The organism is Enterobacter sp. JH25 (assembly GCF_021725435.1).
In the GTDB taxonomy this organism is placed as follows: domain Bacteria; phylum Pseudomonadota; class Gammaproteobacteria; order Enterobacterales; family Enterobacteriaceae; genus Enterobacter; species Enterobacter intestinihominis.
This window is the reverse complement of sequence record NZ_CP091319.1, coordinates 2,432,560-2,455,932: the sequence shown is the minus strand read 5'-3', so window position 1 is coordinate 2,455,932 and position 23,373 is coordinate 2,432,560. Positions and strand designations below refer to the sequence as shown.

The following is a 23,373-nucleotide window of genomic DNA, read 5'->3' as shown; positions in this document are numbered from 1 at the left end:
TCCCCCTCTGCTTTTTCTCTTTCTTTGCGGCAGCTCACATTACTGCGTTGCGCTGCTTTGAGAATGCCTTTTTCAGCCCCCAGGTCCGTTGACAGATATTTTTCATGGGAGTAGATTGCCACTCCGTGGGACCGCTACCATGGAAAATAATGTGAACGCAAAAATTAAATACCTTATCAATCATATTTACGGTGAATCATTTTCAGATGCACACTTTGACGTGTTATTAACTAAGCTTCAACAGGCGGCGGTTAATATTACGGAGAAGCGTAAGTCAGGCTGGGATGAAAAAGATGTTGTTCTGATTACCTATGCCGATCAGATCTCCGCGAAAGGGGAGAAAGCATTGCCGGTATTTACCCGGTTCTATAATGAGTGGCTTTCTCGTACTTTTTCTCATGTCCATCTTTTACCTTTCTATCCGTGGTCATCAGATGATGGTTTTTCCGTTATTGATTATCATATCGTTGCACCTGAAACGGGAAACTGGCGCGATGTCGCGGAATTAAAACAGTCAGCCAGCTTAATGTTTGATTTCGTTTGCAATCATATGTCAGCGAAAAGCGAATGGTTTGCTAATTATCTGGCGCAGAAGCCTGGTTATGAAGATTTCTTTATTTCTATCGACCCGGAAACCGATTTATCCGCGGTGACGCGCCCACGCGCTTTACCGCTGTTGACGCCGTTTACGCTTAATGATGGCAGCGTTCGTCATTTATGGACTACATTCAGCGATGACCAGATCGATCTCAATTTCGCCTCGCCGCAGGTGCTGATTGCAATGGTTGACGTTCTGCTCCATTACCTCATGGAAGGGGCGCGTTATATCCGTCTGGATGCGGTCGGGTTTATGTGGAAAATCCCGGGAACAACCTGCATCCATCTGGAACAAACTCATTGCCTTATCCAGCTGTTCCGCGCCATTACGGACGCCGGGGCACCTGGAACGGTGATCATTACTGAGACAAATGTTCCGCACAAAGACAACATCTCTTACTTCGGTGATGGTGAAAACGAAGCCCAGATGGTCTATCAGTTTTCCTTACCTCCGCTGGTGCTGCATGCCGTTCATCGTCAGGATGTGAAAGCACTTTGCCAATGGGCGGGGTCGCTGGCACTGCCTTCTTCACACACTACATGGTTTAATTTCCTGGCCTCGCATGATGGTATCGGTTTGAATCCGCTGCGCGGCATTCTTCCGGAATCAGAGATCCTCTCGTTGGTCGAAAATCTTCAGCAGGAAGGCGCGCTGGTCAACTGGAAAAATAATCCTGACGGAACGCGAAGCCCTTATGAAATTAATGTCACCTATCTTGATGCGTTAAGTTTACAAGACAGTTCAGATGAGGAACGTATTGCACGGTTCCTCCTCGCGCATGCTGTGTTGTTAAGTTTCCCAGGCGTCCCGGCTGTTTATATTCAGAGCATTCTTGGTTCGCGGAACGATTATGAAGGCGTCGAACGCCTCGGATATAACCGCGCGATTAACCGGAAAAAATACACGGCGGGGCAGCTTGATAGCGAACTGAATAATAAGAAGAGTATTCGTTATCAAATTTATTCTCGTTTGAGTGAGTTTATCGCTATTCGTCGCGGCGAGAGGGCGTTCCATCCGGATAGTCAGGCTGCTTTCGACGCAGTGGGTAAACAAATTCTTAAAATTATTCGTGTTGCTGAAAATGGCGAGCGAATTACAGCATTATTTAATTTTAGCAATAAAATGCAGACCGTATATGAACAAACGCTTTCTGGTAAGGAATTATTATCAGGACAGGATATTAGCGGTACGGAGCTGATCCTCAATCCATGGCAGGTAATGTGGATTAAAGAAAACTAAAAAGGACCCTAAAATGAAAATGCCAAAAATTGTGCTGTTATCAGCACTGGTTTCGTGCGCCCTGTTATCAGGCTGTAAGGACGATAAAGCATCTCAGGTCACCATTGAGTTTATGCACTCGTCGGTAGAACAGGAGCGTCAGGCCGTTATCACGAAATTGATTGAAAAATTCGAAAAAGAGAACCCGACTATAACGGTGAAACAGGTACCCGTTGAGGAAGATGCCTATAACACCAAGGTTATTACTCTGGCCCGTACCGGTGCGCTACCGGAGGTGATAGAGATCAGTCATGACTACGCCAAAGTCATGGATAAAGAGCAGTTGCTGGATCGTGACGCCATCGGCCGCGCCGTCAAGGCGGTGGGCGAGGAGACATTTTACGACGGTATTTTACGCGTTGTTCGCACGGAAGATGGCAGCGCATGGACCGGGGTGCCGGTTAGCGCCTGGCTGTCCGGCGTCTGGTATCACAAAGATGCGCTCGCGGCAGCGGGGATCGAGGAACCGCACAACTGGGAACAACTGCTGAAAGCCAGTCAGGCGCTCAACGATCCGGCGAAAAAACATTACGGTATCGCGCTTCCAACCGCAGAAAGCGTCATGACGGAGCAGGCTTTCTCGCAGTTTGCTTTGTCTGGAGGGGCTAACGTCTTTGATGCAAACGGCAGCGTGAAAATCGATACCCCTGAGATGTCGAAAGCGCTGGAGTTTTATAGGGCACTGGCCGCGAACACCATGCCGGGCTCGAATGATGTCATGGAGATCAAAGACGCCTTCATGAACGGTTCTGCGCCTATGGCCGTTTACTCTACCTATATCCTGCCCGCGGTCTTCAAAGATGGCAATCCGGCCAACCTGGGGTTCGTGGTCCCGACGGAAAAATCATCAGCCGTGTACGGCATGATCACTTCGTTGACGATCACTACCGGCCAGACCGAAGAGGAAACGCAGGCCGCCGAGAAATTTGTCACCTGGATGGAGCAGGCTCAGAACGCCTCTGATTGGGTCATGATGTCTCCGGGCGCCGCGCTACCGGTCAATAAACTCGTAGTGGGCACAGATTCCTGGAAAAACAACGACGTTATCAAGGCCTTTGGTCAACTGCCTTACGAGCTGATTGCGCAGTTCCCGAACGTCCAGGTGTTTGGTGCCGTGGGCGACAAGAACTTTACCCGCATGGGAGATGTTACCGGGTCCGGCATTATCAGTTCCATGGTGCATAACGTGACGGTGGGACAAAAAGATCTCAGTGCGACGTTAAGCAACAGCCAGAAGAAGCTGACTGACCTGATATCACAACGATAGGAGCGCTTTGCGAAGGGAATTATGAAGACGTTGTTTTCTGGTCGTTCAGATATGCCTTTCGCCATGCTGCTGTTGGCCCCCAGCCTGATTTTGCTGGGGGGCCTGGTGGCCTGGCCAATGATTTCTAACATTGAAATCAGTTTTTTACGTTTACCGCTGAATCCGCGTATTGATGCGGTGTTCGTCGGTCTGGATAACTACATTCGCATCCTGGGCGATGCTGCGTTCTGGCACTCCCTGTGGATGACGTTCTGGTATACGGCGCTGGTGGTGATCGGCAGCACCGGACTGGGGCTGGCCGTAGCGATCTTCTTTAACCGTGAATTCCGCATGCGGAAAACGGCACGTTCACTGGTGATACTGTCCTATGTGACGCCGTCTATTTCACTGGTATTTGCCTGGAAATACATGTTCAACAACGGCTACGGAATTGTGAACTATCTTGGCGTTGATCTGCTGCATCTCTACGATCAGGCGCCGCTGTGGTTCGATAACCCTGGCAGCAGTTTTGTCCTGGTCGTGCTGTTCGCCATCTGGCGTTACTTCCCGTATGCCTTTATCTCGTTCCTCGCGATTCTACAGACCATTGATAAATCCTTGTACGAAGCGGCAGAGATGGACGGGGCGAATGCCTGGCAGCGTTTTCGTATCGTGACGTTGCCCGCCATCATGCCGGTGCTGGCCACGGTGGTCACGCTGCGCACCATCTGGATGTTCTACATGTTTGCGGATGTTTATCTGCTCACCACCAAGGTCGACATTCTGGGCGTATATCTCTACAAAACCGCCTTTGCATTCAATGACCTGGGTAAAGCAGCCGCCATTTCCGTTGTGCTGTTTGTGATCATATTCGCTGTCATTCTGCTGACCAGAAAAAGGGTAAACCTCAATGGCAACAAATAAACGCGTTCTGGGCCGTATCGGTTTTTATCTGGGACTGGCGGTATTCCTGATTATCACGCTGTTTCCGTTTTTTGTGATGCTGATGACATCGTTCAAAAGCGCGAAAGAGGCGATCTCACTGCACCCGACTATCCTGCCGCAGGAGTGGACGTTACAGCACTACATCGACATCTTTAACCCGCTGATTTTCCCGTTTGTGGATTATTTCCGTAACAGCATGGTGGTGTCACTGACCTCCTCTGTCATTGCGGTGTTTCTCGGTACGCTGGGCGCTTATGCGTTATCCAAACTGCGCTTTAAAGGGCGCACGACGATCAATGCGAGCTTCTACACCGTCTATATGTTCTCCGGGATCCTGCTGGTGGTGCCGCTGTTCAAAATCATCACCGCGCTCGGCATTTATGACACCGAGCTGGCGCTGATCATCACCATGGTGACGCAGACGTTGCCGACTGCGGTCTTTATGCTGCGCAGCTATTTCGACACTATCCCGGACGAAATCGAAGAAGCCGCGATGATGGACGGCCTGAACCGCCTGCAAATCATCTTCCGCATCACCGTGCCGCTGGCGATCTCGGGTCTGGTGTCAGTCTTCGTTTACTGCTTCATGGTGGCGTGGAATGACTACCTGTTCGCCTCCATTTTCCTGTCCAGCGCCAGCAACTTCACGTTGCCGGTGGGGCTGAACACGCTCTTCAGTACGCCAGATTACATCTGGGGTCGCATGATGGCGGCATCGCTTGTGACCGCACTGCCCGTTGTCATTATGTATGCCCTGTCTGAACGTTTTATTAAAAGTGGTTTGACCGCCGGCGGCGTAAAGGGCTGAGGCGGCCGATTTTAACAAGGAGTGAGTCATGAAAAAATTAGTTGCGACAGCGCCTCGTGTAGCGGCGCTGGTGGAATACGAAGATCGTCCTGTTGCAGCACATGAAGTGAAGATTCGTGCCCGTTATGGCGCCCCGAAACACGGCACCGAAGTTGTGGATTTCCGCGCGGCAAGCCCGTTCATTGATGAAGAGTTTAACGCCGAGTGGCAGATGTTTACCCCACGTGAAGAGGGGGCAGCACGCGGCATCGAATTTGGTAAATTCCAGCTGGGAAACATGATCGTCGGCGACATCATCGAATGTGGTGCGGACGTAACGGAATACCAGATCGGCGACAGCGTTTGCTGCTACGGTCCATTGCAGGAAACGGTCATCGTCAACGCGGTGAACAACTATAAGCTGCGCAAAATGCCGCAGGGCGCATCCTGGAAAAACGCCGTTTGTTACGATCCGGCTCAGTTCGCCATGAGCGGCGTGCGTGATGCTAACGTCCGCGTAGGGGATTTCGTTGTAGTTGTCGGGCTGGGCGCTATTGGCCAGATTGCGATTCAGCTGGCGAAAAAAGCTGGCGCGTCAGTGGTTATTGGTGTCGATCCTATTGAACATCGCTGTGAGATCGCCCGCCGTCACGGTGCAGACCACTGCCTGAACCCAATCGGTACCGATGTCGGTCTTGAAATTAAGAAACTGACCGGCAAGCAGGGCGCTGATGTGATCATCGAAACCAGCGGCTTTGCAGATGCGCTGCAATCTGCGCTGCGCGGACTCGCCTACGGCGGCACGATCTCTTACGTGGCTTTCGCCAAACCTTTTGCGGCAGGCTTCAACCTGGTCCGCGAAGCACACTTCAACAACGCGAAGATTGTCTTCTCCCGCGCATGCAGTGAACCCAACCCGGATTATCCACGCTGGAGTCGCAAGCGTATTGAAGAGACCTGCTGGGAATTGCTGATGAACGGTTATCTCAATTGTGAAGATCTGATCGACCCGGTCGTCACCTTCACCACCAGCCCGGAAAGCTACATGAAGTATGTCGATCAGCACCCGGAACTCAGTATCAAAATGGGCGTTACTTTTTAAGCTAAGGACAGCAAATCATGAAAATCGCAACACAAAACCAGGCCTTTTTCCCGACCACTATCATGGAAAAATTCAAATACATCAAAGCGATGGGATTTGATGGCTACGAAATAGATGGCCGGCTGCTGGTTGAACATCTCGACGAAGTGAAAGCCGCTATCAAAGCCACCGGTCTGCCGGTTACGACGGCGTGTGGCGGATACGATGGCTGGATCGGGGATTTCATCGAAGAACGCCGCCTGAACGGTCTCCAGCAGATTGAACGCATTCTGGAAGCGCTGGCAGAAGTGGGCGGCAAAGGGATTATCGTCCCGGCTGCCTGGGGGATGTTTACCTTCCGTCTGCCGCCAATGACTTCGCCACGTAGCCTGGATGGCGATCGCAAAGCGGTCAGCGCTTCCCTGCGCTGGCTGGATGAGGTAGCAGCGCGCACCGGTACTACCGTCTACCTGGAGCCGCTGAACCGCTATCAGGATCATATGATCAACACCCTGGCCGACGCGCGTCGTTACATCGAAGAGAACGGCCTGAAGCACGTGCAGATCATCGGTGATTTCTACCACATGAACATTGAAGAAGACTCACTGACGGAAGCGTTGCATCACAACCGCGACCTGCTGGGTCATGTGCACATTGCTGATAACCACCGCTATCAGCCGGGCAGCGGCAGCCTCGATTTCGCCAGCCTGTTCGATCAGCTGCGTGCCGATAATTATCAGGGTTACGTCGTGTACGAGTGCCGGGTGCGTGCCGACGATCCGGCTCAGGCCTATAAGGACTCTCTCACTTACTTGCGTGAATGCTAAGGATGACGAGCGTGATGAGTGCTTCTACACCTTTGCCTCTGCGCGTCGCCATCATTGGCGCCGGGCAGGTTGCAGACAAAGTGCATGCCTCGTATTACGCCACGCGCAGTGATGTTCAAATGGTGGCTGTCATGGACAGCCGCCTTGAGCAGGCACAGGCGTTCGCGGAACGTTATGCCATTCCATCGGCATGGCAGGACGCTCACGAGATGTTGCAGAAAGTAAAACCGGATGTGGTGAGCGTCTGTTCGCCTAACCGATTCCATTTTGAACATGTGATGGCGGCTCTCGAAGCGGGTTGCCATGTGATGTGTGAAAAGCCGCCGGCAATGACGCCGGAACAGGCCGACCAGATGCGCATCGCGGCGCGCAAGGTAGGAAAAGTCCTTGCGTATGATTTTCATCATCGCTTTGCCCTGGACACCCAGCTCCTGCGCGATGCGGTAATGAACGGCACACTCGGTGAAATTTACTTCACTTCCGCGCAGGCGCTGCGTCGCTGCGGTGTGCCGGGGTGGGGCGTTTTCACCAATAAATCGCTCCAGGGTGGCGGGCCGCTTATCGATATCGGCATTCATATGCTGGATGCTGCGATGTACGTGTTGGGCTTCCCGGCTGTGAAGCGGGTAACCGCGCACAGCTTCCAGAGACTGGGGAACCGGAAACACACCGGTCAGTTTGGCGAATGGGATCCTACGCAGTTTACCGTGGAAGATGCCCTGTTTGGCACGATTGAATTCTGCAACGGCGGCGTTCTGCGTCTGGACACCTCCTTTGCGCTTAACATCCGCGAGCAGTCCATCATGAACGTCTCTTTCTGCGGTGAAAAGGCAGGCGCAACGCTGTTCCCGGCGCATATCTATAACGACGAAGCCGGTGTTTTAGAAACCCTTTTCCATCGTGAAGAGGCGGACGATCAGCGCCATCTGCGCAGTATGGATGCCTTCGTGCGTCATGTGCTGGGAGAGCACGTTATGATCGCTGACGCAGAACAGGGTCTGGTTATACAACAGCTTGTTGCCGCGCTTTATGAATCAGCAGAAACAGGGGAAAGCGTGACATTATGCTGAACGTGTCTGTATTAAACGATCCGGGCTTTTGTCCTCACAGCCTGAACAAATATGCCTCTGTCATGACATGCGGGAATGGATACATGGGCATTCGCGCTACGCATGAAGAAGATTACACCCAGCAGACCAGAGGCATGTATCTCGCGGGGCTTTATCATTGCGCGGGTCGCAACGAGACTACTGAGCTGGTCAATCTGCCGGATATCACCGGTATTGATGTTGAGCTTGATGGCGTCAATTTCACGCTCCTGTCAGGCGAAATTCTTGAATGGCAGCGCGAGCTGGCCTTTGCTAACGGCGAACTGCATCGCAACGTTGTCTGGCGTGCACCCGATGGGAAACGTTATCGGCTGGAGAGCCGTCGTTTTGTTTCGCTGGACCAGTTGCCCTTAGTGGCAATGCAGTTCTCGATCACACCGCTTGATGGCGACGCTCAGGCCGTGCTGAAAACCGGCATAGATGCGACACAAACGAACAGCGGCAGACAGCATCTGGATGAAATCTCGGTCAGGATCTTTGACCAGCACTACATGCAGGGCGTGTATGAAACGCAGGACCGTGCATCTGAGGTTGTGGTTTCGGCGTATTGCCAGCTCTCGACGAAAAGCGACAGCTGTTTCACCGCCAAAAACCGCCGTCTCAGCGTGCATCATTCGCTGACGATTGCTCGAGGTGACACTGTCACGCTTGAGAAGATCGTCTGGGTGGCTCACCGTAGCGAGAAAGCGCTGTCGCAGGAGTCATTCGCGCGCAACGCGCTGGCCGATCTTAAAGTCTGTGCGGCAAGAGGTTATGAGGCGTTGCTTGAAAGCTCAGCGTATGCCTGGAAAGATGTCTGGCGCGACGCACGTGTGGAAGTGACTTCCACAGAGCAACAGGATCAGCTGGCGCTGGATTACGCCGTCTGGCATCTGACGACAATGACGCCTGCTCATGATGAGCGAAGCAGTATTGCGGCGAAAGGGCTGACGGGTGAGGGGTACAAGGGGCACGTCTTCTGGGATACCGAAATTTTCCTGCTGCCGTTCCATCTGTTTACCCGCCCGCAGATTGCCCGCAGCCTGCTACGCTATCGCTGGCTTAATCTGGCAGGCGCACGGGAAAAAGCGCGCCGTAACGGTTGGCCGGGTGCATTGTTCCCGTGGGAAAGTGCGGCCAGCGGACAGGAAGAGACGCCAGAATTCGCGGCCATTAACATCCGCACCGGGGTTCGCCAGAAGGTGGCTTCCGCACTCGCTGAACATCACATCGTGGCTGATATCGCCTGGGCCGTGGTCGCTTACTGGCAGGCAACACACGACGATGCCTTTATGCGCAATGAGGGGCTGACGCTACTGATGGAAACCGCTTCGTTCTGGATGGGACGCGCGACGGAAATCAATGGTCGTCTTGAGATCCATGACGTGATCGGACCGGATGAATACACCGAGCATGTCAACAACAACGCCTACACCAACTATCTGGCCTGGCACAACGTTGCCTGCGCGCGTCAGTTTATGGCGATGTTTGGCCGTGAAGATGCGCGTTTTACGGAGAATGCCGGGAAGTTCCTGGCGCGCCTGTGGCTGCCAGAGGCCGACGCAGACGGTGTGATCCCGCAGGATGATACCTTCATGGCAAAACCTGCCATCGATCTGAGCCGCTATAAAGCCAAAGCGGGTAAGCAAACCATTCTGCTTGATTACTCTCGCGCGGAAGTGAACGAGATGCAGATCCTGAAGCAGGCCGATGTGGTGATGCTTAACTACCTGCTGCCGGAACGGTTTACGCCGCAGCAATGTGCCGCCAATTTGGCGTTCTACGAGCCACGCACGATTCATGATTCATCCCTGAGTAAAGCCATTCACGGCATTGTGCTCGCACGCTGCGGTGACACCGAGGGGGCGTATGCCTTCTGGCGTGACGGTATCGCCATCGACCTGGGGGACGACCCACACAGCAGTGATGACGGTATTCATGCCGCCGCCACCGGTGCGATCTGGTTGGGCGCTATTCAGGGGTTTGCTGGCCTGCACATTAGCGAAGGGGAGCTGCATCTTGCACCGAAACTGCCTGTTCACTGGCAGAAACTCGCCTTCCCGCTGCGGTGGCGGGACGCAACAATGCACATTACCTGTGAAAATGACCAGTTAACCATTGAGACTACCGCACCTGTCACGTTGACGCTGTGGGGTAAAACGCTGCACGTATCAGGGCGAAAAGTCTGCGCACATAAGGACTTTCTTGCACCTGTCAATGGGACCGCTACCACGGAGGGGCGCCATGACGCTTAACGCTGTTGTATTCGATCTGGACGGGGTGATCACCGATACCGCGCATCTTCACTTTCTGGCCTGGCGCGCCGTGGCGGAGGAGATTGGTATTACCTTCGATGAAGTATTTAACGAACAGCTGAAGGGAATAAGCCGTATGGACTCCCTCCAGCGCATTCTGAAACATGGCGGGAAAGAGGGGATGTTTAGTGACGAGCAGCGCCTGGCGCTGGCAACGAAAAAAAACGCGCTTTACGTCCAGTCGCTGGCATCACTGACGCAGGATTCGCTGCTCCCGGGTATTCGCGACGTGCTGGCGGATATTCGCGCCGCGAAGGTCAAAATTGGGCTGGCATCCGTATCGCTTAATGCCCCTGGGATTTTGCACGCGTTGGGTATTCATCAGGCTTTCGATTTTTGCGCCGATGCTTCGCGCATTTGCCGCTCAAAGCCGGACCCGGAGATCTTCCTTGCAGCCTGTAAAGGACTGAACGTGCGTCCTGAAGAGGCCATTGGTATCGAAGATGCCGCCGCAGGGGTAGATGCGATCAACGCCGCAGGAATGCTGTCGGTCGGAATTGGGCCTGGCCTGAACCATGCGGGATTACAACTTCATTCAACGCAGGAACTGACCTGGGAACGCCTGACGGCGTTCTGGGCATCCCGGGCGTATTGATAAGGAATTAATAATGGCTCAACTGTCTCTGAAACACATTCAGAAAATCTATGATAACCAGGTCCACGTGGTTAAGGATTTCAATCTCGAGATTGAAGATAAAGAATTTATCGTCTTCGTCGGTCCATCGGGCTGTGGGAAATCCACGACGTTGCGAATGATCGCCGGCCTTGAGGAGATCAGCGCAGGTGAACTGATTATTGACGGGGTTTGCATGAATGATGTTCCCGCCAAGTCCCGTGATATCGCAATGGTCTTCCAGAACTATGCGCTCTATCCGCATATGACGGTCTACGACAACATGGCGTTTGGCCTGAAGATGCAAAAAATAGCACCTTCCATCATCGAAGAACGTGTTAGCTGGGCGGCTCAGATCCTGGGTTTACGCGACTATCTCCAGCGTAAACCTGGCGCATTGTCAGGTGGTCAGCGTCAGCGCGTGGCGTTAGGCAGGGCGATAGTGCGTGAAGCAGGGGTCTTCCTGATGGATGAACCGCTGTCAAACCTCGATGCCAAGCTTCGTGTACAGATGCGCGCTGAAATCAGCAAGCTGCACCAGAAGCTCAACACCACCATGATTTACGTGACGCACGATCAGACGGAAGCCATGACGATGGCGACCCGTATTGTGATTTTAAAAGACGGCATCATTCAGCAGGTGGGCGCGCCGAAGCAGGTTTACAACGAGCCGGCGAATATGTTCGTTGCAGGCTTTATTGGTTCACCTGCGATGAACTTCATTCGTGGCGCGATCGACGACCGATACTTCGTGACGGAAACGCTGCGTCTGGAGATCCCGGAGGAGAAGCTGGCCGTACTGAATGCGCAAGGTTACCAGCGCAAAGCGGTCGTCTTTGGGATCCGTCCGGAAGACATTCTCACGCTACAGCGCAGCGGTGAAAACATCGCGGCGAAGATCAGCGTCGCTGAGCTGACTGGGGCAGAATTTATGCTTTATGCCAACGTGGGCGGGCATGAACTGGTTGTCCGTGCGGGAGCGGCGGATGATTACGTTGCAGGAGATAATATCGGCATCCAGTTCGATATGAGTAAGTGCCATTTCTTCGATGCTGATACTGAAGCAGCTATTAGATAAGAAAGGTATTCGCCGGAAATGAAAGTTTCCGGTTTTTTTGTATGTTAATTATAAAGGAATATTTTAATGAGTACTCTACTAAGAAGTGCTGCGCTCGTTTTGTGCGCAGGGGTAAGCTGCGCGCAAGCAACAGAGTCAACCAAACAGTGGGAATTTAATATTGGTGCCATGTATGAAATTGAAAACGTCGAAGGGCAGGGCGAAGATAAAGATGGATTATATGAACCTTCCGTGTGGTTTAACGCCACGTATGATGCGTGGACAATTTCACTGGCGATGTATCAGGAAGGCCCGGTTGATTACAGCAGCATGACGCGCGGCACCTATTTCGATCGTCCTGAATTTGAATTACGGTATCGCTTCATTGGCACAGAGGATTTTACGCTGGGTCTTACGGGCGGATTCCGTAATTATGGATATCATTTTAAAGATGAGCACGGTGCGAAAGACGGCAGTGCTAATATGCAGCGCTATAAAATTCAGCCTGACTGGGATGTGAAATTAACAGATGACTGGCGTTTTGGCGGTTGGTTTGCCATGTACCAGTTTGCGAATGACCTGGGAAAAACCGGTTATTCTGACAGCCGCGTCGAAACGGAAACCGGATTTACCTGGACAATAAACGAAACCGTCTCTGCAAAAGTTAACTACTATTTAGAGCGTGGCTTCAATATGGACAGTTCACGTAATAACGGTGAATTCTCCACCCAGGAGATTCGTGCCTACCTGCCTGTTTCATTAGGCCAGACAACGCTTACACCTTACACCCGTCTGGGGCTCGATCGCTGGTCAAACTGGGACTGGCAGGACGATCCAACTCGTGAAGGGCATGACTTCAACCGACTGGGTCTGCTCTATGCTTATGACTTTGCGAATGGCCTTTCCATGACGCTCGAGTATGCCTACGAATGGGAAAATCATGACGAAGGCGAGAGCGACCGCTTCCACTATGCGGGTGTCGGCGTCAATTACGCGTTCTGATGACGTTATACCAGGGGCGTTTGCCCCTGGTTTTTAGCGTAACGAAGCTGCATCTGAAAAATGTGTTTCAACCAATACCTTATGCGGCGCAGGTTTATCCGCAATGCACCTGAACAACAAATCGCAGCTCTCTTCGCCCAGCTTTTTCGTGGGGATATCAAAGCCGCCTGGTGCAGGGGTTAAAATGAGAGATAGCATCGGGTCGCTGTATCCTGCCATTGCGACCTGTTCCGGGATCGCCAGATTTAGCGCATCCGCGGCACGATAAAGACTCAGCAATTTCATGCTGTCAGTCGCAAAAACCGCATCGGGCGGGTTGTCTGAGGAGAGTAGCTGGCAGGCCGCCTGAAGCGCGCTTTCATGGGTATAGCCGCCATCGATAACCCAGGTCGGGTTAATTTCGATGCCGTGTTTCTCAAGGCTGAATTTATAACCCGCCAGGCGATCGATAGAGACGTGATAATCGAGCGGGGCATGCAGGCAGGCAATTTTGGTGCGGCCATGCGTGATAAACGAGTCTGTTAATATGGCGCTGTCGCGGAAATTATCCGTGTCGACAGAATAGATATTCTGGTAATTTCCTTCCACTTTACCAATGACGACCACGGGCACACCGTATTCATCCAGCGTCGAGAAAAACGACTCGTTCGCCGGCGAGCTTAGCATGATGATGCCTTTGATCATCTTCTGCTTTATTTTACCCACGCATTTTTGCAGATCATCTTCACTGCTTTTGGACGTTTGTAAAATAACATCAAAACCTTCTTCTTCTGCTTTTGCCGTAATGGCATGCAGTACATCTGAGAAAAAGGGATTTCCTGCAGTGGTCTTGGTTGAGCGGGTCGAAATAACCATAATGGCGTCGAAGCCAGAAGAGGTGAGTGCGCGGGCAAGTTTATTAGGTTGGTAATTTAACTCATCTATCGCCTTCAACACCTTTTCACGCGCTTCAGGAGAAATATTCGTTTGTTTATTCAGAACGCGTGACACGGTTGATTTCGAAACGCCAGCAACGCGGGCAATATCATAGATGGTGGGTGACATACACCTTACTCACTCCAGACGGACAGCAATTGCGTCCATCTTACTGGAGAGAAAACGGCAATAGCAATAATTAAGAATTGATAATCAACGATCTGCCCCAATTTACTGTATTCTGAAGTGACTTTGTTCAGGGTTCCAGACAATGAAGGACGGCGATGAAGCGACTTAAAAACGAATTCAATTCTCTGGTGAACCGTGGCGTTGATCGCCATCTGCGTCTTGCCGTTACCGGGCTGAGCCGCAGCGGTAAGACGGCATTCATTACGGCGATGGTCAATCAGCTGTTGAACCTGCATGCTGGGGCGCGCCTGCCACTGCTTAGCGCGGTGCGCGAGGAGCGATTGTTAGGCGTAAAACGCGTACCGCAACGTGATTTTGGCATCCCCCGTTTCACCTATGATGAAGGTCTGGCACAGTTATACGGGGAGCCTCCCGCCTGGCCCACCCCGACGCGTGGCGTGAGCGAAATTCGCCTTGCGCTTCGTTTTCGCTCGAATGAATCCCTGATGCGTCACTTCAAAGAAACGTCCACGCTGTATCTCGAAATTGTGGATTATCCGGGAGAATGGCTGCTCGATTTACCGATGCTGGCGCAGGATTACCTGAGCTGGTCCCGGCAGATGACCGGTCTGTTGCAGGGGCAGCGGGCAGAGTGGTCGACCAAATGGCGCCAGCTTTGCGAAGGGCTGGATCCGCTGGCGCCGGCGGATGAAAACCGTCTGGCCGTGATAGCCCAGGCCTGGACTGATTACCTGCATCAGTGCAAGCAGGAGGGGCTGCATTTTATTCAGCCGGGCCGTTTTGTTCTGCCGGGAGATCTAGCCGGTGCTCCCGCGCTACAGTTTTTCCCGTGGCCGGACGTAGACCGCATCGGCGAATCGAAGCTGGCGCAGGCAGACAAGACCACCAACGCCGGTATGCTCCGCGAGCGATACAATTATTACTGTGAGAAGGTGGTTAAGGGTTTTTATAAAAATCATTTTTTACGCTTTGACCGCCAGATCGTGCTGGTGGACTGCCTGCAACCCCTCAACAGCGGGCCGCAGGCGTTCAATGATATGCGGCTGGCGCTGACGCAGCTGATGCAAAGTTTTCATTATGGCCAGCGTACGCTGTTTCGCCGTTTATTCTCGCCGGTCATCGACAAGCTGCTGTTTGCCGCCACAAAAGCTGATCATGTGACGGTCGATCAGCACGCCAACATGGTATCCCTGCTGCAACAGCTGGTGCAGGATGCCTGGCAGAACGCGGCGTTCGAAGGGATTAGTATGGATTGTCTGGGTCTGGCGTCCGTACAGGCTACGCAGAGTGGGTTGATTGACGTGAATGGCGAGAAAATTCCGGCCCTGCGGGGCAACCGACTCAGCGACGGTGAGCCGCTCACGGTCTATCCGGGCGAAGTTCCCCCGCGTTTGCCGGGCCAGGCTTTCTGGCAAAGCCAGGGTTTTCAGTTCGAAGACTTCCGTCCGCAGAGCATGAACGTTGACCAGCCATTGCCGCATATCCGTCTGGATGCCGCGCTGGAGTTTTTAATTGGAGATAAATTGCGATGACGGAACCGTTAAAACCCCGCATTGATTTTACCGGCCAGCTTGAGCAGTCCCCGCATGAGGCGTTTAAAACAGCGCAAACCTTCAGCGGTCCGCAGGCCGACAACTTTGCTCCCGTGCTGGCAGAGGAGCCGTTGGTTGAAGAGGGGCAGGCGGAAGCGGTCGTTGATGCGGCACTGCGCCCGAAACGCAGCCTGTGGCGTAAGATGGTGACCGCCGGGTTAGCCCTTTTTGGTGTGAGCGTAATTGGTCAGGGCGTGCAGTGGGGCGTCAATGCCTGGCAAGCCCAGGACTGGGTAGCGCTAGGGGGATGCGCCGCCGGGGCGTTGATCGTTGGTGCGGGCGTCGGCTCGGTCGTGACCGAGTGGCGTCGCCTCTGGCGTCTGCGTCAGCGTGCGCACGAACGCGATGAAGCGCGGGATCTGCTGCACAGCCACGGCACCGGAAAAGGGCGTGCTTTTTGTGAAAAGCTTGCGGCTCAGGCCGGGATAGATCACTCTCACCCGGCGCTTCAGCGCTGGCATGCGGCGATCCACGAAACCCAGAATGACCAGGAAGTGGTCACGCTCTATGCGCACATTGTTCAGCCGGTACTGGATGCGCAGGCTCGTCGTGAGATCAGCCGCTCGGCGGCGGAATCCACCCTGATGATTGCCGTCAGTCCGCTGGCGATGGTGGACATGGCCTTTATCGCCTGGCGCAACCTGCGCCTGATCAACCGCATCGCCAGACTGTATGGCATTGAGCTTGGCTATTACAGCCGACTGCGCCTGTTCAAACTGGTGTTGCTGAATATCGCCTTCGCCGGGGCAAGCGAACTGGTGCGGGAGGTCGGGATGGACTGGATGTCGCAGGATCTTGCGGCGCGTCTCTCTGCCCGGGCGGCGCAGGGGATTGGTGCCGGTCTGCTGACGGCACGCTTAGGAATCAAAGCGATGGAGGTTTGTCGTCCACTCCCCTGGATCGATGGCGATAAGCCGCGGCTGGGGGATTTCCGTCGCGAATTGATTGGCCAGCTTAAAGAGACGCTCAATAAAAAACCTGCTCAGTGAGGTTTTGTTTACTAATCGTGCGGGCTGTCAATATTTGTTGACAGCCACCTTCCCGAATACCGTGATCTGACATATCATTTTACTGTTATTGGCTTAAACGGTGAATTTCCCATGCGTCTGGAAGTCTTTTGTGAGGACCGTCTCGGTCTGACCCGCGAGTTACTCGATCTTCTTGTTTTACGTAGCATTGATTTACGTGGCATAGAGATCGACCCTGTCGGGCGAATTTACCTCAATTTTGCCGAAATTGAATTTAATACCTTCAGTAGCCTGATGGCCGAAATCCGCCGTATCGCTGGCGTTACGGATGTACGCACCATCCCCTGGATGCCATCCGAGCGGGAACACCTTGCGCTGAGCGCACTGCTGGAAGCAATGCCGGAGCCGTTTCTCTCTCTCGATCTGAAAAACAAAGTCGAGCGCGTTAACCAGGCCAGTTGCCAGCTGTTTGCGCAGACTCAGGAAAAGCTTATCGGTCATTACGCCACGCAATTGATCCCAGGTTTTAATTTCCAGCGCTGGCTGGACAGCAACCCGCAAAATACCCATAGCGAGCACGTCGTCATCAATGGACAGAATTTCCTGATGGAGATCACGCCGGTCTACCTGAAAGGGGAAAATGCCGCGCGGGTGCTCACCGGCGCGGTAATCATGCTGCGCTCCACGGTGCGCATGGGACGCCAGTTACAGAACCTTTCCAGCCAGGACGTCGGCGCATTCAGCCAGATTATTGCGGTAAGCCCGAAGATGCGTCACGTGCTCGACCAGGCGCGTAAGCTGGCAAATCTTACGGCACCGCTGCTGATTACCGGGGATACCGGTACGGGGAAAGATCTGCTGGCGCATGCTGTGCATATGGCCAGCCCGCGTGCGGCAAAACCGTATCTGGCGCTGAACTGCGCGTCTATTCCTGAAGATGCGGTGGAAAGTGAACTGTTCGGGCATGCGCCGGAAGGCAAAAAAGGCTTCTTTGAACAGGCGAATGGCGGCTCGGTGTTGCTGGACGAGATTGGTGAAATGTCGCCACGCATGCAGGCGAAACTGCTGCGTTTTCTCAATGACGGTACGTTCCGCCGCGTGGGGGAAGATCATGAAGTGCACGTGGATGTACGCGTCATCTGCGCCACCCAGAAAAACCTGGTGGAGCTGGTGCAGAAAGGAGTATTCCGCGAAGATCTCTACTATCGTCTCAACGTTCTGACGCTCAATATTCCGCCGCTGCGCGATTGCCCGCAGGACATCATGCCGTTGACGGAACTGTTCGTCGCCCGTTTTGCCGACGAGCAGGGCGTGCCGCGTCCGAAGCTCTCTGCCGACCTGGGTACCGTGCTGACGCGTTACGGCTGGCCGGGCAATATTCGTCAGCTAAAAAATGCGGTCTATCGCGCATTAACTCAGCTTGAAGGGTATGAACTGCGTCCTCAGGATATTCTGTTGCCGGATTACGATGCCGGGACGGTCTCGGTAGGCGAAGAGGCAATGGAAGGCTCGCTGGATGACATCACCAGCCGTTTCGAGCGTTCGGTGTTAACGCAGCTTTATCGCAGCTATCCGAGCACGCGCAAGCTGGCTAAACGTCTTGGGGTGTCACATACCGCGATTGCGAATAAGCTGCGTGAGTATGGGTTAAATCAGAAGAAGGGTGACGAATAAATAAAAAAGCCTCTTTGCAGAGGCTTTTTTACGTTTAGGCTTTAAGTGCCTCAAGTGCAGCGGTGTAATCCGGTTCGGTAGTGATTTCGTTAACCAGCTCACTGAAAACAACGTTGTCGTTTTCGTCGATCACCAGCACCGCACGAGCAGCCAGACCTTTCAGCGCGCCTTCGGAAATGGCAACACCGTATTTTTCCAGGAAATCCGGGCTGCGCAGAGTGGAAAGAGTGATGACGTTGCTCAGGCCTTCAGCGCCGCAGAAGCGGGACTGGGCAAACGGCAGGTCAGCAGAAATGCACAGCACTACGGTGTTGTCCATTTCGGTCGCCAGCTGGTTGAATTTACGCACTGATGCAGCACAAACGCCCGTATCGATGCTTGGGAAAATGTTCAGGACTTTACGTTTGCCAGCAAACTGGCTCAGCGTGACGTCAGACAGATCTTTAGCCACCAGAGTAAAAGGCTGTGCTTTGCTGCCAGACTGTGGGATGGAACCTGCAACAGCAACCGGGTTGCCCTGGAAATGAACGAGTTGTGACATAGATATCTTCCTGTTTACAAATAGTTAACGTCGTGGCTAGTGTATGTCATCCGCAGTTAGCACGGCAAACCAATTTTCTGCCTTTCCGGCCTGCAAGGAGTCAGTGATGAGAAGCGTTAAGGTCTATGAAGAAGCCTGGCCATTGCACACCCCGTTTGTGATCTCGCGCGGCAGCCGTAATGAGGCCTGCGTGGTCGTGGTTGAATGTGAAGAGGACGGCGTAAAAGGCGTCGGGGAATGTACCCCTTATCCTCGCTACGGAGAAAGCCTGGCTTCAGTCATGGCGCAAATTATGACGGTGGTGCCCGAGTTGCAGGCGGGCCTGACGCGTGAGGCTCTTCAGCAGAGGTTGCCGGCCGGCGCGGCACGTAACGCGATTGACTGCGCACTCTGGAGTCTGGAAGCGGCGAAACAACAAAAAACGCTACCTTCGCTGCTGGACGTTACGCTGCCGCAATCGATCGTCACCGCGCAAACGGTGGTCATCGGTGAACCAGAGCAAATGGCGGCCAGCGCCCAGGCGCTATATGCAACCGGTGCAACCTTATTAAAGGTGAAGCTCGACGATCGTCTGATTAGCGAACGCATGGTCGCCATTCGTGCGGCGGTACCTGATGCCACCCTTATCGTCGATGCAAACGAATCATGGCACAGCGAAGGGCTAGCAGCCCGTTGTCAGCTGCTTGCCGATCTGGGCGTTGCCATGCTGGAGCAGCCTCTCCCGGCAGAAGACGATGCCGCGCTGGCGAATTTTATTCATCCGCTTCCCGTCTGTGCAGACGAAAGCTGTCATACCCGTGAGAGCCTGTCAGCCCTCAAGGGCCGCTACGAGATGGTGAACATCAAGCTGGATAAAACGGGTGGGTTAACCGAGGCCCTGGCACTGGCACAAGATGCCCAGGCGCAAGGCTTTTCCCTGATGCTGGGCTGTATGTTGTGCACCTCCAGAGCGATCGGTGCTGCACTCCCGCTGGTGAACAGCGTGCGTTTTGCCGATCTGGATGGCCCAACCTGGCTGGCGGTTGACGTTTCACCCGCCCTGAGTTTTACCTCCGGCGTACTTCATCTTTGAGGCTGCCAGCGCAGAAGATCTGTCATCGCTCTGAGGTATTTTTCACTCGCTTCATCCGAGGAAATAGGCGGAAACTCTGCGGTGATACAGTGAAGACTGAGGTCCGCGCACCAGCTGCCAAACGACCCGGGCGTTTCATACCCGACGCTGGTTACCAGAGGTAGAGCAAACGCATCCGCCAGCCACTGCCCGAGCGCTGTATGACGAGGATCTTCAATACAGGCGAGGGGATCGTGGAAAGAGACAACCCAGGCCGGGTGGATCTTATGAATAAGCTGACACAGCGCCTGGGTTTCGGGCTCGGAACCCGGTTTTTCTCCCGTAAGCAGGACCACATCTCGTTCCTGCGCCGAACTGTTCCAGCGATACACCGTTTCACCGGCACGCCAGTTTGCTGCCGGAAAGTTCCTGTTAAGGTCAACGCCTCGTGCATTCGCCCGTAATCCAAGCTGGCATCCGTCCGGGTTGACGGTCAAAATCACATGATGTCGTCGTAAATCGGGGGCCAGCGTACGTAGCGCGCACGAAAGCGTCACGATGGACGAGTTTTCATCGCCATGTGTGCCCGCAATGATTAAGCCGCTTGTGCGATCGGGCTCGGGAGCCGGAAACCAGATCAGTGGGGCGCCTAAAAATGAGCGGCCATAATGTTCAGTCCCGGGCGGGAAGGCGCCGCGTTCCGTTCTTGGTCGGGTGGTTGCCATAATAAACCCTGATGATGAAGTCGCTTCTGGCAGTGTTGTGCAAAACCCGCGCTTAATCAAATAGTTTCCGTCTGTGTGTAAAATTGCCTGACATCAACTTTCCTGAGGAAGCATTTGCATTTCTCCGTTTCGAAACAAATAATTACGCATCTGCCTGTTACCTGACATCATTAAGGGGATCATATGAAGCATCCTGTTTCGCTTCTTTGTACTGCGCTGTGGCTGTGCGGGTTTTCTTCACTTTCATATGCCGCGGAGGTTCCCAGGGGAACGGAGCTGGCGCAAAAGCAGGAGCTGGTTCGACACATTAAAGATGAACCCGCCTCGCTCGATCCGGCAAAAGCGGTGGGTTTACCCGAGATACAGGTGATCCGCGACCTTTATGAAGGGCTGGTGAATCAGAACGAAAAAGGGGAGCTGGTTCCCGGCGTGGCGACGCGCTGGCAGAGCAACGATAACCGTGTCTGGACGTTTACGTTGCGGGATAACGCGAAGTGGTCTGACGGTACCCCTGTGACGGCACAAGATTTTGTCTACAGCTGGCGTCGTCTGGTTGATCCTAAAACTACGTCACCTTTCGCCTGGTTTGCAGCGCTGGCGGGTATTAATAATGCGCAGGCCATTATCGATGGTAAAGCTGCACCGGAAACGCTCGGCGTGACGGCAGTCGATGCTAAAACGCTGCGCGTGCAGCTGGATAAACCGCTGCCATGGTTCAGCAACCTCACGGCTAGCTTTGCGTTCTATCCTGTTCAAAAGGCAAACGTGGAAAGCGGTAAAGAATGGACGCGCCCTGGCGCGCTCATCGGCAACGGTGCGTATGTGCTGAAAGATCGCGTGGTGAATGAAAAACTGGTGGTTGAGCCGAATACTCACTACTGGGATAACGCCAACACGGTGCTTAAAAAAGTCACCTTTGTGCCAATCAACCAGGAGTCCTCAGCGACCAAACGCTATCTGGCGGGCGATATCGATATTACAGAATCGTTTCCGAAAAACATGTACCAGAAGCTGCTTAAAGATATTCCGGGACAGGTTTATACACCGCCACAGCTTGGGACCTATTACTACGCGTTTAACACACAAAAAGGCCCAACTGCGGATGCCCGCGTACGTCTGGCGCTCAGCATGACTATCGACAGACGTATTATGGCGGAAAAAGTCCTGGGAACCGGTGAGAAACCGGCCTGGCATTTCACTCCCGATGTCACTGCCGGTTTTACACCGGAAATCTCGCCATTTGAGCAGATGTCGCAGCAGGAGCTAAATGCTCAGGCGAAAACGTTATTACAGGCGGCAGGCTATGGTCCCCAGCGCCCGCTGAAATTAACGCTGCTGTACAACACGTCTGAAAACCACCAGAAAATCGCCATTGCCGTCGCATCTATGTGGAAGAAAAATCTGGGTGTTGACGTTAAGTTGCAGAATCAGGAATGGAAGACCTACATCGACAGCCGCAATACCGGGAATTTCGACGTGATCCGTGCGTCGTGGGTAGGGGATTATAATGAGCCGTCGACATTCCTGTCGCTGCTGACGTCCTCTCACACCGGCAACATCTCACGGTTCAACGACCCTGCTTACGATAAGATTATTCATCAGGCGACGCTCGAAACCACTGAAAAAGCGCGTAATGCAGACTACAACATGGCCGAGAAGATCCTCGCCGAGAAAGCGCCGATAGCCCCTATTTATCAATACACCAATGGCCGCCTCATTAAGCCCTGGGTTAAAGGGTATCCGATAAATAACCCAGAGGATGTTGCGTACAGTCGTACAATGTATATTGAAAAGCATTAAAAAAACAGGAAAGGCGCTTAAGTGGTTTTGGCAAATAGCTATACATCGCTTAAGCGCCTGAACAAACGGTTCATGGTACCTACAGGCTAGTTATTATCAAAATTCCTTTCATAAAAAATCATTTATTCTTTTGATGAATGCTTCGAGCGACATCTCCTTTCCAGTTTATTGAAAAGCGTGCAAGCATTTATACATCCTCCATGTCATAGCTTAATTCCTGCTATTTAAAACCTGACTTTTGTCCGATATAGGATTTTTCCATATTCAGGAGGTTTATTGAATAAGATGATATGTCTCTGCGATTTTGCAGCTGATGCTTAAATCAGCATTGATATAAATCAATTATTCAACGACAGGTGGCAATGAATTCAATATTCTCTATCAAGGCAGACGTTCCTGCTAATCTATTGTGAATAAATGGTTAATACTTTCTGCGTGCCACTTATATCTGGAATTTATAAATACTACTGATTAGTGGAAAATTCTTAAGAAAAATCCATATGCAGATCTTTGATCTGAAAAGTTGATCATGAATGGGCTTTTGCTCTAATATGGTTTTGTAAAGACCCGTCACTCACTTAACTCGTATTTCTTGCAAAGAAAGGGACTGCTATGGCCGATTCATTTCAGAATGAGGTGCCCAAGGCACGCATAAATTTAAAACTGGCGCTGCATACAGGCGGCGCGCAGAAGAAAGTCGAACTGCCGCTTAAACTTCTCACTGTCGGTGATTTCAGTAATGGAAAAGAGAATCGTCCATTGTCCGAAAGGAAGAAAATCAACGTCAACAAAAATAACTTTAATAGCGTACTTTCGGAATTTAACCCGGAGGTTAATCTGACGGTGCCTAACACCATGGCTGTCGATGGTTCGGAGGAAAGTATAAAACTGAATTTCTCCGATATTAAGGATTTCGAACCTGAACAGGTTGCCCGCCAGATCCCCCAGCTCCGCGCCATGCTGACCATGCGTAATTTATTACGCGACCTCAAATCCAATCTTCTTGATAACGCCACTTTCAGAAAAGAACTCGAGAAAATTCTTAAGGACCCGGCGCTGTCTCAGGAATTACGCGACGAAATGAGTGCACTGGCCCCGAAATAAGCGGCATGTGTAATTT

The 23,373-nt window shown here is 52.8% G+C and carries 20 protein-coding genes; 17 read left to right on the top strand and 3 right to left on the bottom strand.

All coding sequences use genetic code 11. From position 1 onward, the window contains the following. Positions 1-139: 139 nt before the first annotated feature. The 11 genes from L2Y28_RS11790 to L2Y28_RS11740 all read left to right on the top strand — a co-directional run bounded on the left by L2Y28_RS11790 (position 140) and on the right by L2Y28_RS11740 (position 12,837). The gene (locus L2Y28_RS11790) at positions 140-1,837 is read left to right on the top strand and encodes a sugar phosphorylase (protein ID WP_022648302.1); all 1,698 of its coding nucleotides are present in this window, start codon (positions 140-142) and stop codon (positions 1,835-1,837) included. Between the two features lie 13 nt (positions 1,838-1,850). Beyond that, entirely contained in the window at positions 1,851-3,143 is a 1,293-nt protein-coding gene (locus L2Y28_RS11785; RefSeq protein ID WP_022648301.1) for an ABC transporter substrate-binding protein, read from the top strand. Positions 3,144-3,164: 21 nt separating this feature from the next. Next, positions 3,165-4,046: a carbohydrate ABC transporter permease gene (locus L2Y28_RS11780; RefSeq protein WP_022648300.1), complete on the top strand. Its 882-nt coding sequence runs from the start codon at positions 3,165-3,167 to the stop codon at positions 4,044-4,046. Beyond that, positions 4,033-4,875, top strand: coding sequence for a carbohydrate ABC transporter permease (locus L2Y28_RS11775; RefSeq protein ID WP_003856865.1), 843 nt, complete (start codon positions 4,033-4,035; stop codon positions 4,873-4,875). Before L2Y28_RS11780 ends, L2Y28_RS11775 begins: the two co-directional genes overlap by 14 nt. Positions 4,876-4,903: 28 nt before the next feature. Further along, positions 4,904-5,956: a zinc-binding alcohol dehydrogenase gene (locus L2Y28_RS11770; protein WP_022648299.1), complete on the top strand. Its 1,053-nt coding sequence runs from the start codon at positions 4,904-4,906 to the stop codon at positions 5,954-5,956. A 17-nt stretch (positions 5,957-5,973) separates the two neighbouring features. Next, positions 5,974-6,762 carry a sugar phosphate isomerase/epimerase gene (locus L2Y28_RS11765; protein ID WP_022648298.1) on the top strand — a complete coding sequence of 263 codons (789 nt, stop codon included), beginning with the start codon at positions 5,974-5,976 and terminating at the stop codon, positions 6,760-6,762. An 11-nt stretch (positions 6,763-6,773) separates the two neighbouring features. Next, positions 6,774-7,832 carry a Gfo/Idh/MocA family protein gene (locus tag L2Y28_RS11760; protein ID WP_087878366.1) on the top strand — a complete coding sequence of 353 codons (1,059 nt, stop codon included), beginning with the start codon at positions 6,774-6,776 and terminating at the stop codon, positions 7,830-7,832. Further along, on the top strand, positions 7,826-10,105 hold the full coding sequence (locus tag L2Y28_RS11755) for a glycoside hydrolase family 65 protein (RefSeq protein ID WP_022648296.1): 2,280 nt from the start codon (positions 7,826-7,828) through the stop codon (positions 10,103-10,105). The genes L2Y28_RS11760 and L2Y28_RS11755 overlap by 7 nt, the downstream gene beginning before the upstream one ends. Further along, complete coding sequence (gene pgmB / locus L2Y28_RS11750) at positions 10,095-10,760, top strand: beta-phosphoglucomutase (RefSeq protein WP_022648295.1); 666 nt, start codon at positions 10,095-10,097, stop codon at positions 10,758-10,760. Before L2Y28_RS11755 ends, pgmB begins: the two co-directional genes overlap by 11 nt. 13 nt (positions 10,761-10,773) lie before the next feature. Continuing rightward, positions 10,774-11,856, top strand: a complete 1,083-nt coding sequence (locus tag L2Y28_RS11745; RefSeq protein WP_022648294.1) for an ABC transporter ATP-binding protein — start codon at positions 10,774-10,776, stop codon at positions 11,854-11,856. A gap of 66 nt (positions 11,857-11,922) precedes the next feature. Further along, positions 11,923-12,837, top strand: a complete 915-nt coding sequence (locus L2Y28_RS11740; RefSeq protein ID WP_022648293.1) for an OmpG family monomeric porin — start codon at positions 11,923-11,925, stop codon at positions 12,835-12,837. A 33-nt stretch (positions 12,838-12,870) separates the two neighbouring features. Here the strand turns inward: L2Y28_RS11740 and L2Y28_RS11735 are convergent, their stop codons facing one another. Continuing rightward, positions 12,871-13,881 (bottom strand): LacI family DNA-binding transcriptional regulator, encoded by a 1,011-nt coding sequence (locus tag L2Y28_RS11735; protein ID WP_022648292.1) that lies wholly within the window; start codon positions 13,879-13,881, stop codon positions 12,871-12,873. 155 nt (positions 13,882-14,036) lie between these two features. On the opposite strand from L2Y28_RS11735, the gene L2Y28_RS11730 reads away from it, so the two are divergent. The 3 genes from L2Y28_RS11730 (at position 14,037) to tyrR (ending at position 18,136) form a co-directional block, all read left to right on the top strand. Next, positions 14,037-15,434 carry a YcjX family protein gene (locus tag L2Y28_RS11730; RefSeq protein ID WP_022648291.1) on the top strand — a complete coding sequence of 466 codons (1,398 nt, stop codon included), beginning with the start codon at positions 14,037-14,039 and terminating at the stop codon, positions 15,432-15,434. Further along, complete coding sequence (locus L2Y28_RS11725; protein WP_236919546.1) at positions 15,431-16,483, top strand: YcjF family protein; 1,053 nt, start codon at positions 15,431-15,433, stop codon at positions 16,481-16,483. The genes L2Y28_RS11730 and L2Y28_RS11725 overlap by 4 nt, the downstream gene beginning before the upstream one ends. A gap of 111 nt (positions 16,484-16,594) precedes the next feature. Further along, on the top strand, positions 16,595-18,136 hold the full coding sequence (gene tyrR, locus L2Y28_RS11720; protein WP_022648289.1) for a transcriptional regulator TyrR: 1,542 nt from the start codon (positions 16,595-16,597) through the stop codon (positions 18,134-18,136). 34 nt (positions 18,137-18,170) lie between these two features. On the opposite strand, the gene tpx is transcribed toward tyrR, so the two are convergent. Continuing rightward, positions 18,171-18,677: a thiol peroxidase gene (gene tpx / locus L2Y28_RS11715; protein ID WP_003856889.1), complete on the bottom strand. Its 507-nt coding sequence runs from the start codon at positions 18,675-18,677 to the stop codon at positions 18,171-18,173. Between the two features lie 106 nt (positions 18,678-18,783). Here tpx and ycjG point away from each other — a divergent pair, with 106 nt between their 5' ends. Next, positions 18,784-19,749 carry an L-Ala-D/L-Glu epimerase gene (ycjG, locus tag L2Y28_RS11710; protein WP_022648288.1) on the top strand — a complete coding sequence of 322 codons (966 nt, stop codon included), beginning with the start codon at positions 18,784-18,786 and terminating at the stop codon, positions 19,747-19,749. Here the strand turns inward: ycjG and mpaA are convergent. Continuing rightward, positions 19,740-20,453: a murein tripeptide amidase MpaA gene (gene mpaA, locus L2Y28_RS11705; RefSeq protein ID WP_022648287.1), complete on the bottom strand. Its 714-nt coding sequence runs from the start codon at positions 20,451-20,453 to the stop codon at positions 19,740-19,742. The two genes, ycjG and mpaA, sit on opposite strands and share 10 nt — an antisense overlap. Before the next feature lie 183 nt (positions 20,454-20,636). Between mpaA and L2Y28_RS11700 the strand changes: the two genes are divergently transcribed. Continuing rightward, the gene (locus tag L2Y28_RS11700; RefSeq protein WP_022648286.1) at positions 20,637-22,253 is read left to right on the top strand and encodes an ABC transporter substrate-binding protein; all 1,617 of its coding nucleotides are present in this window, start codon (positions 20,637-20,639) and stop codon (positions 22,251-22,253) included. A 612-nt stretch (positions 22,254-22,865) separates the two neighbouring features. Beyond that, positions 22,866-23,357 carry a type VI secretion system contractile sheath small subunit gene (tssB, locus tag L2Y28_RS11695; RefSeq protein WP_022648285.1) on the top strand — a complete coding sequence of 164 codons (492 nt, stop codon included), beginning with the start codon at positions 22,866-22,868 and terminating at the stop codon, positions 23,355-23,357. The last annotated feature ends 16 nt before the right edge of the window (positions 23,358-23,373 follow it).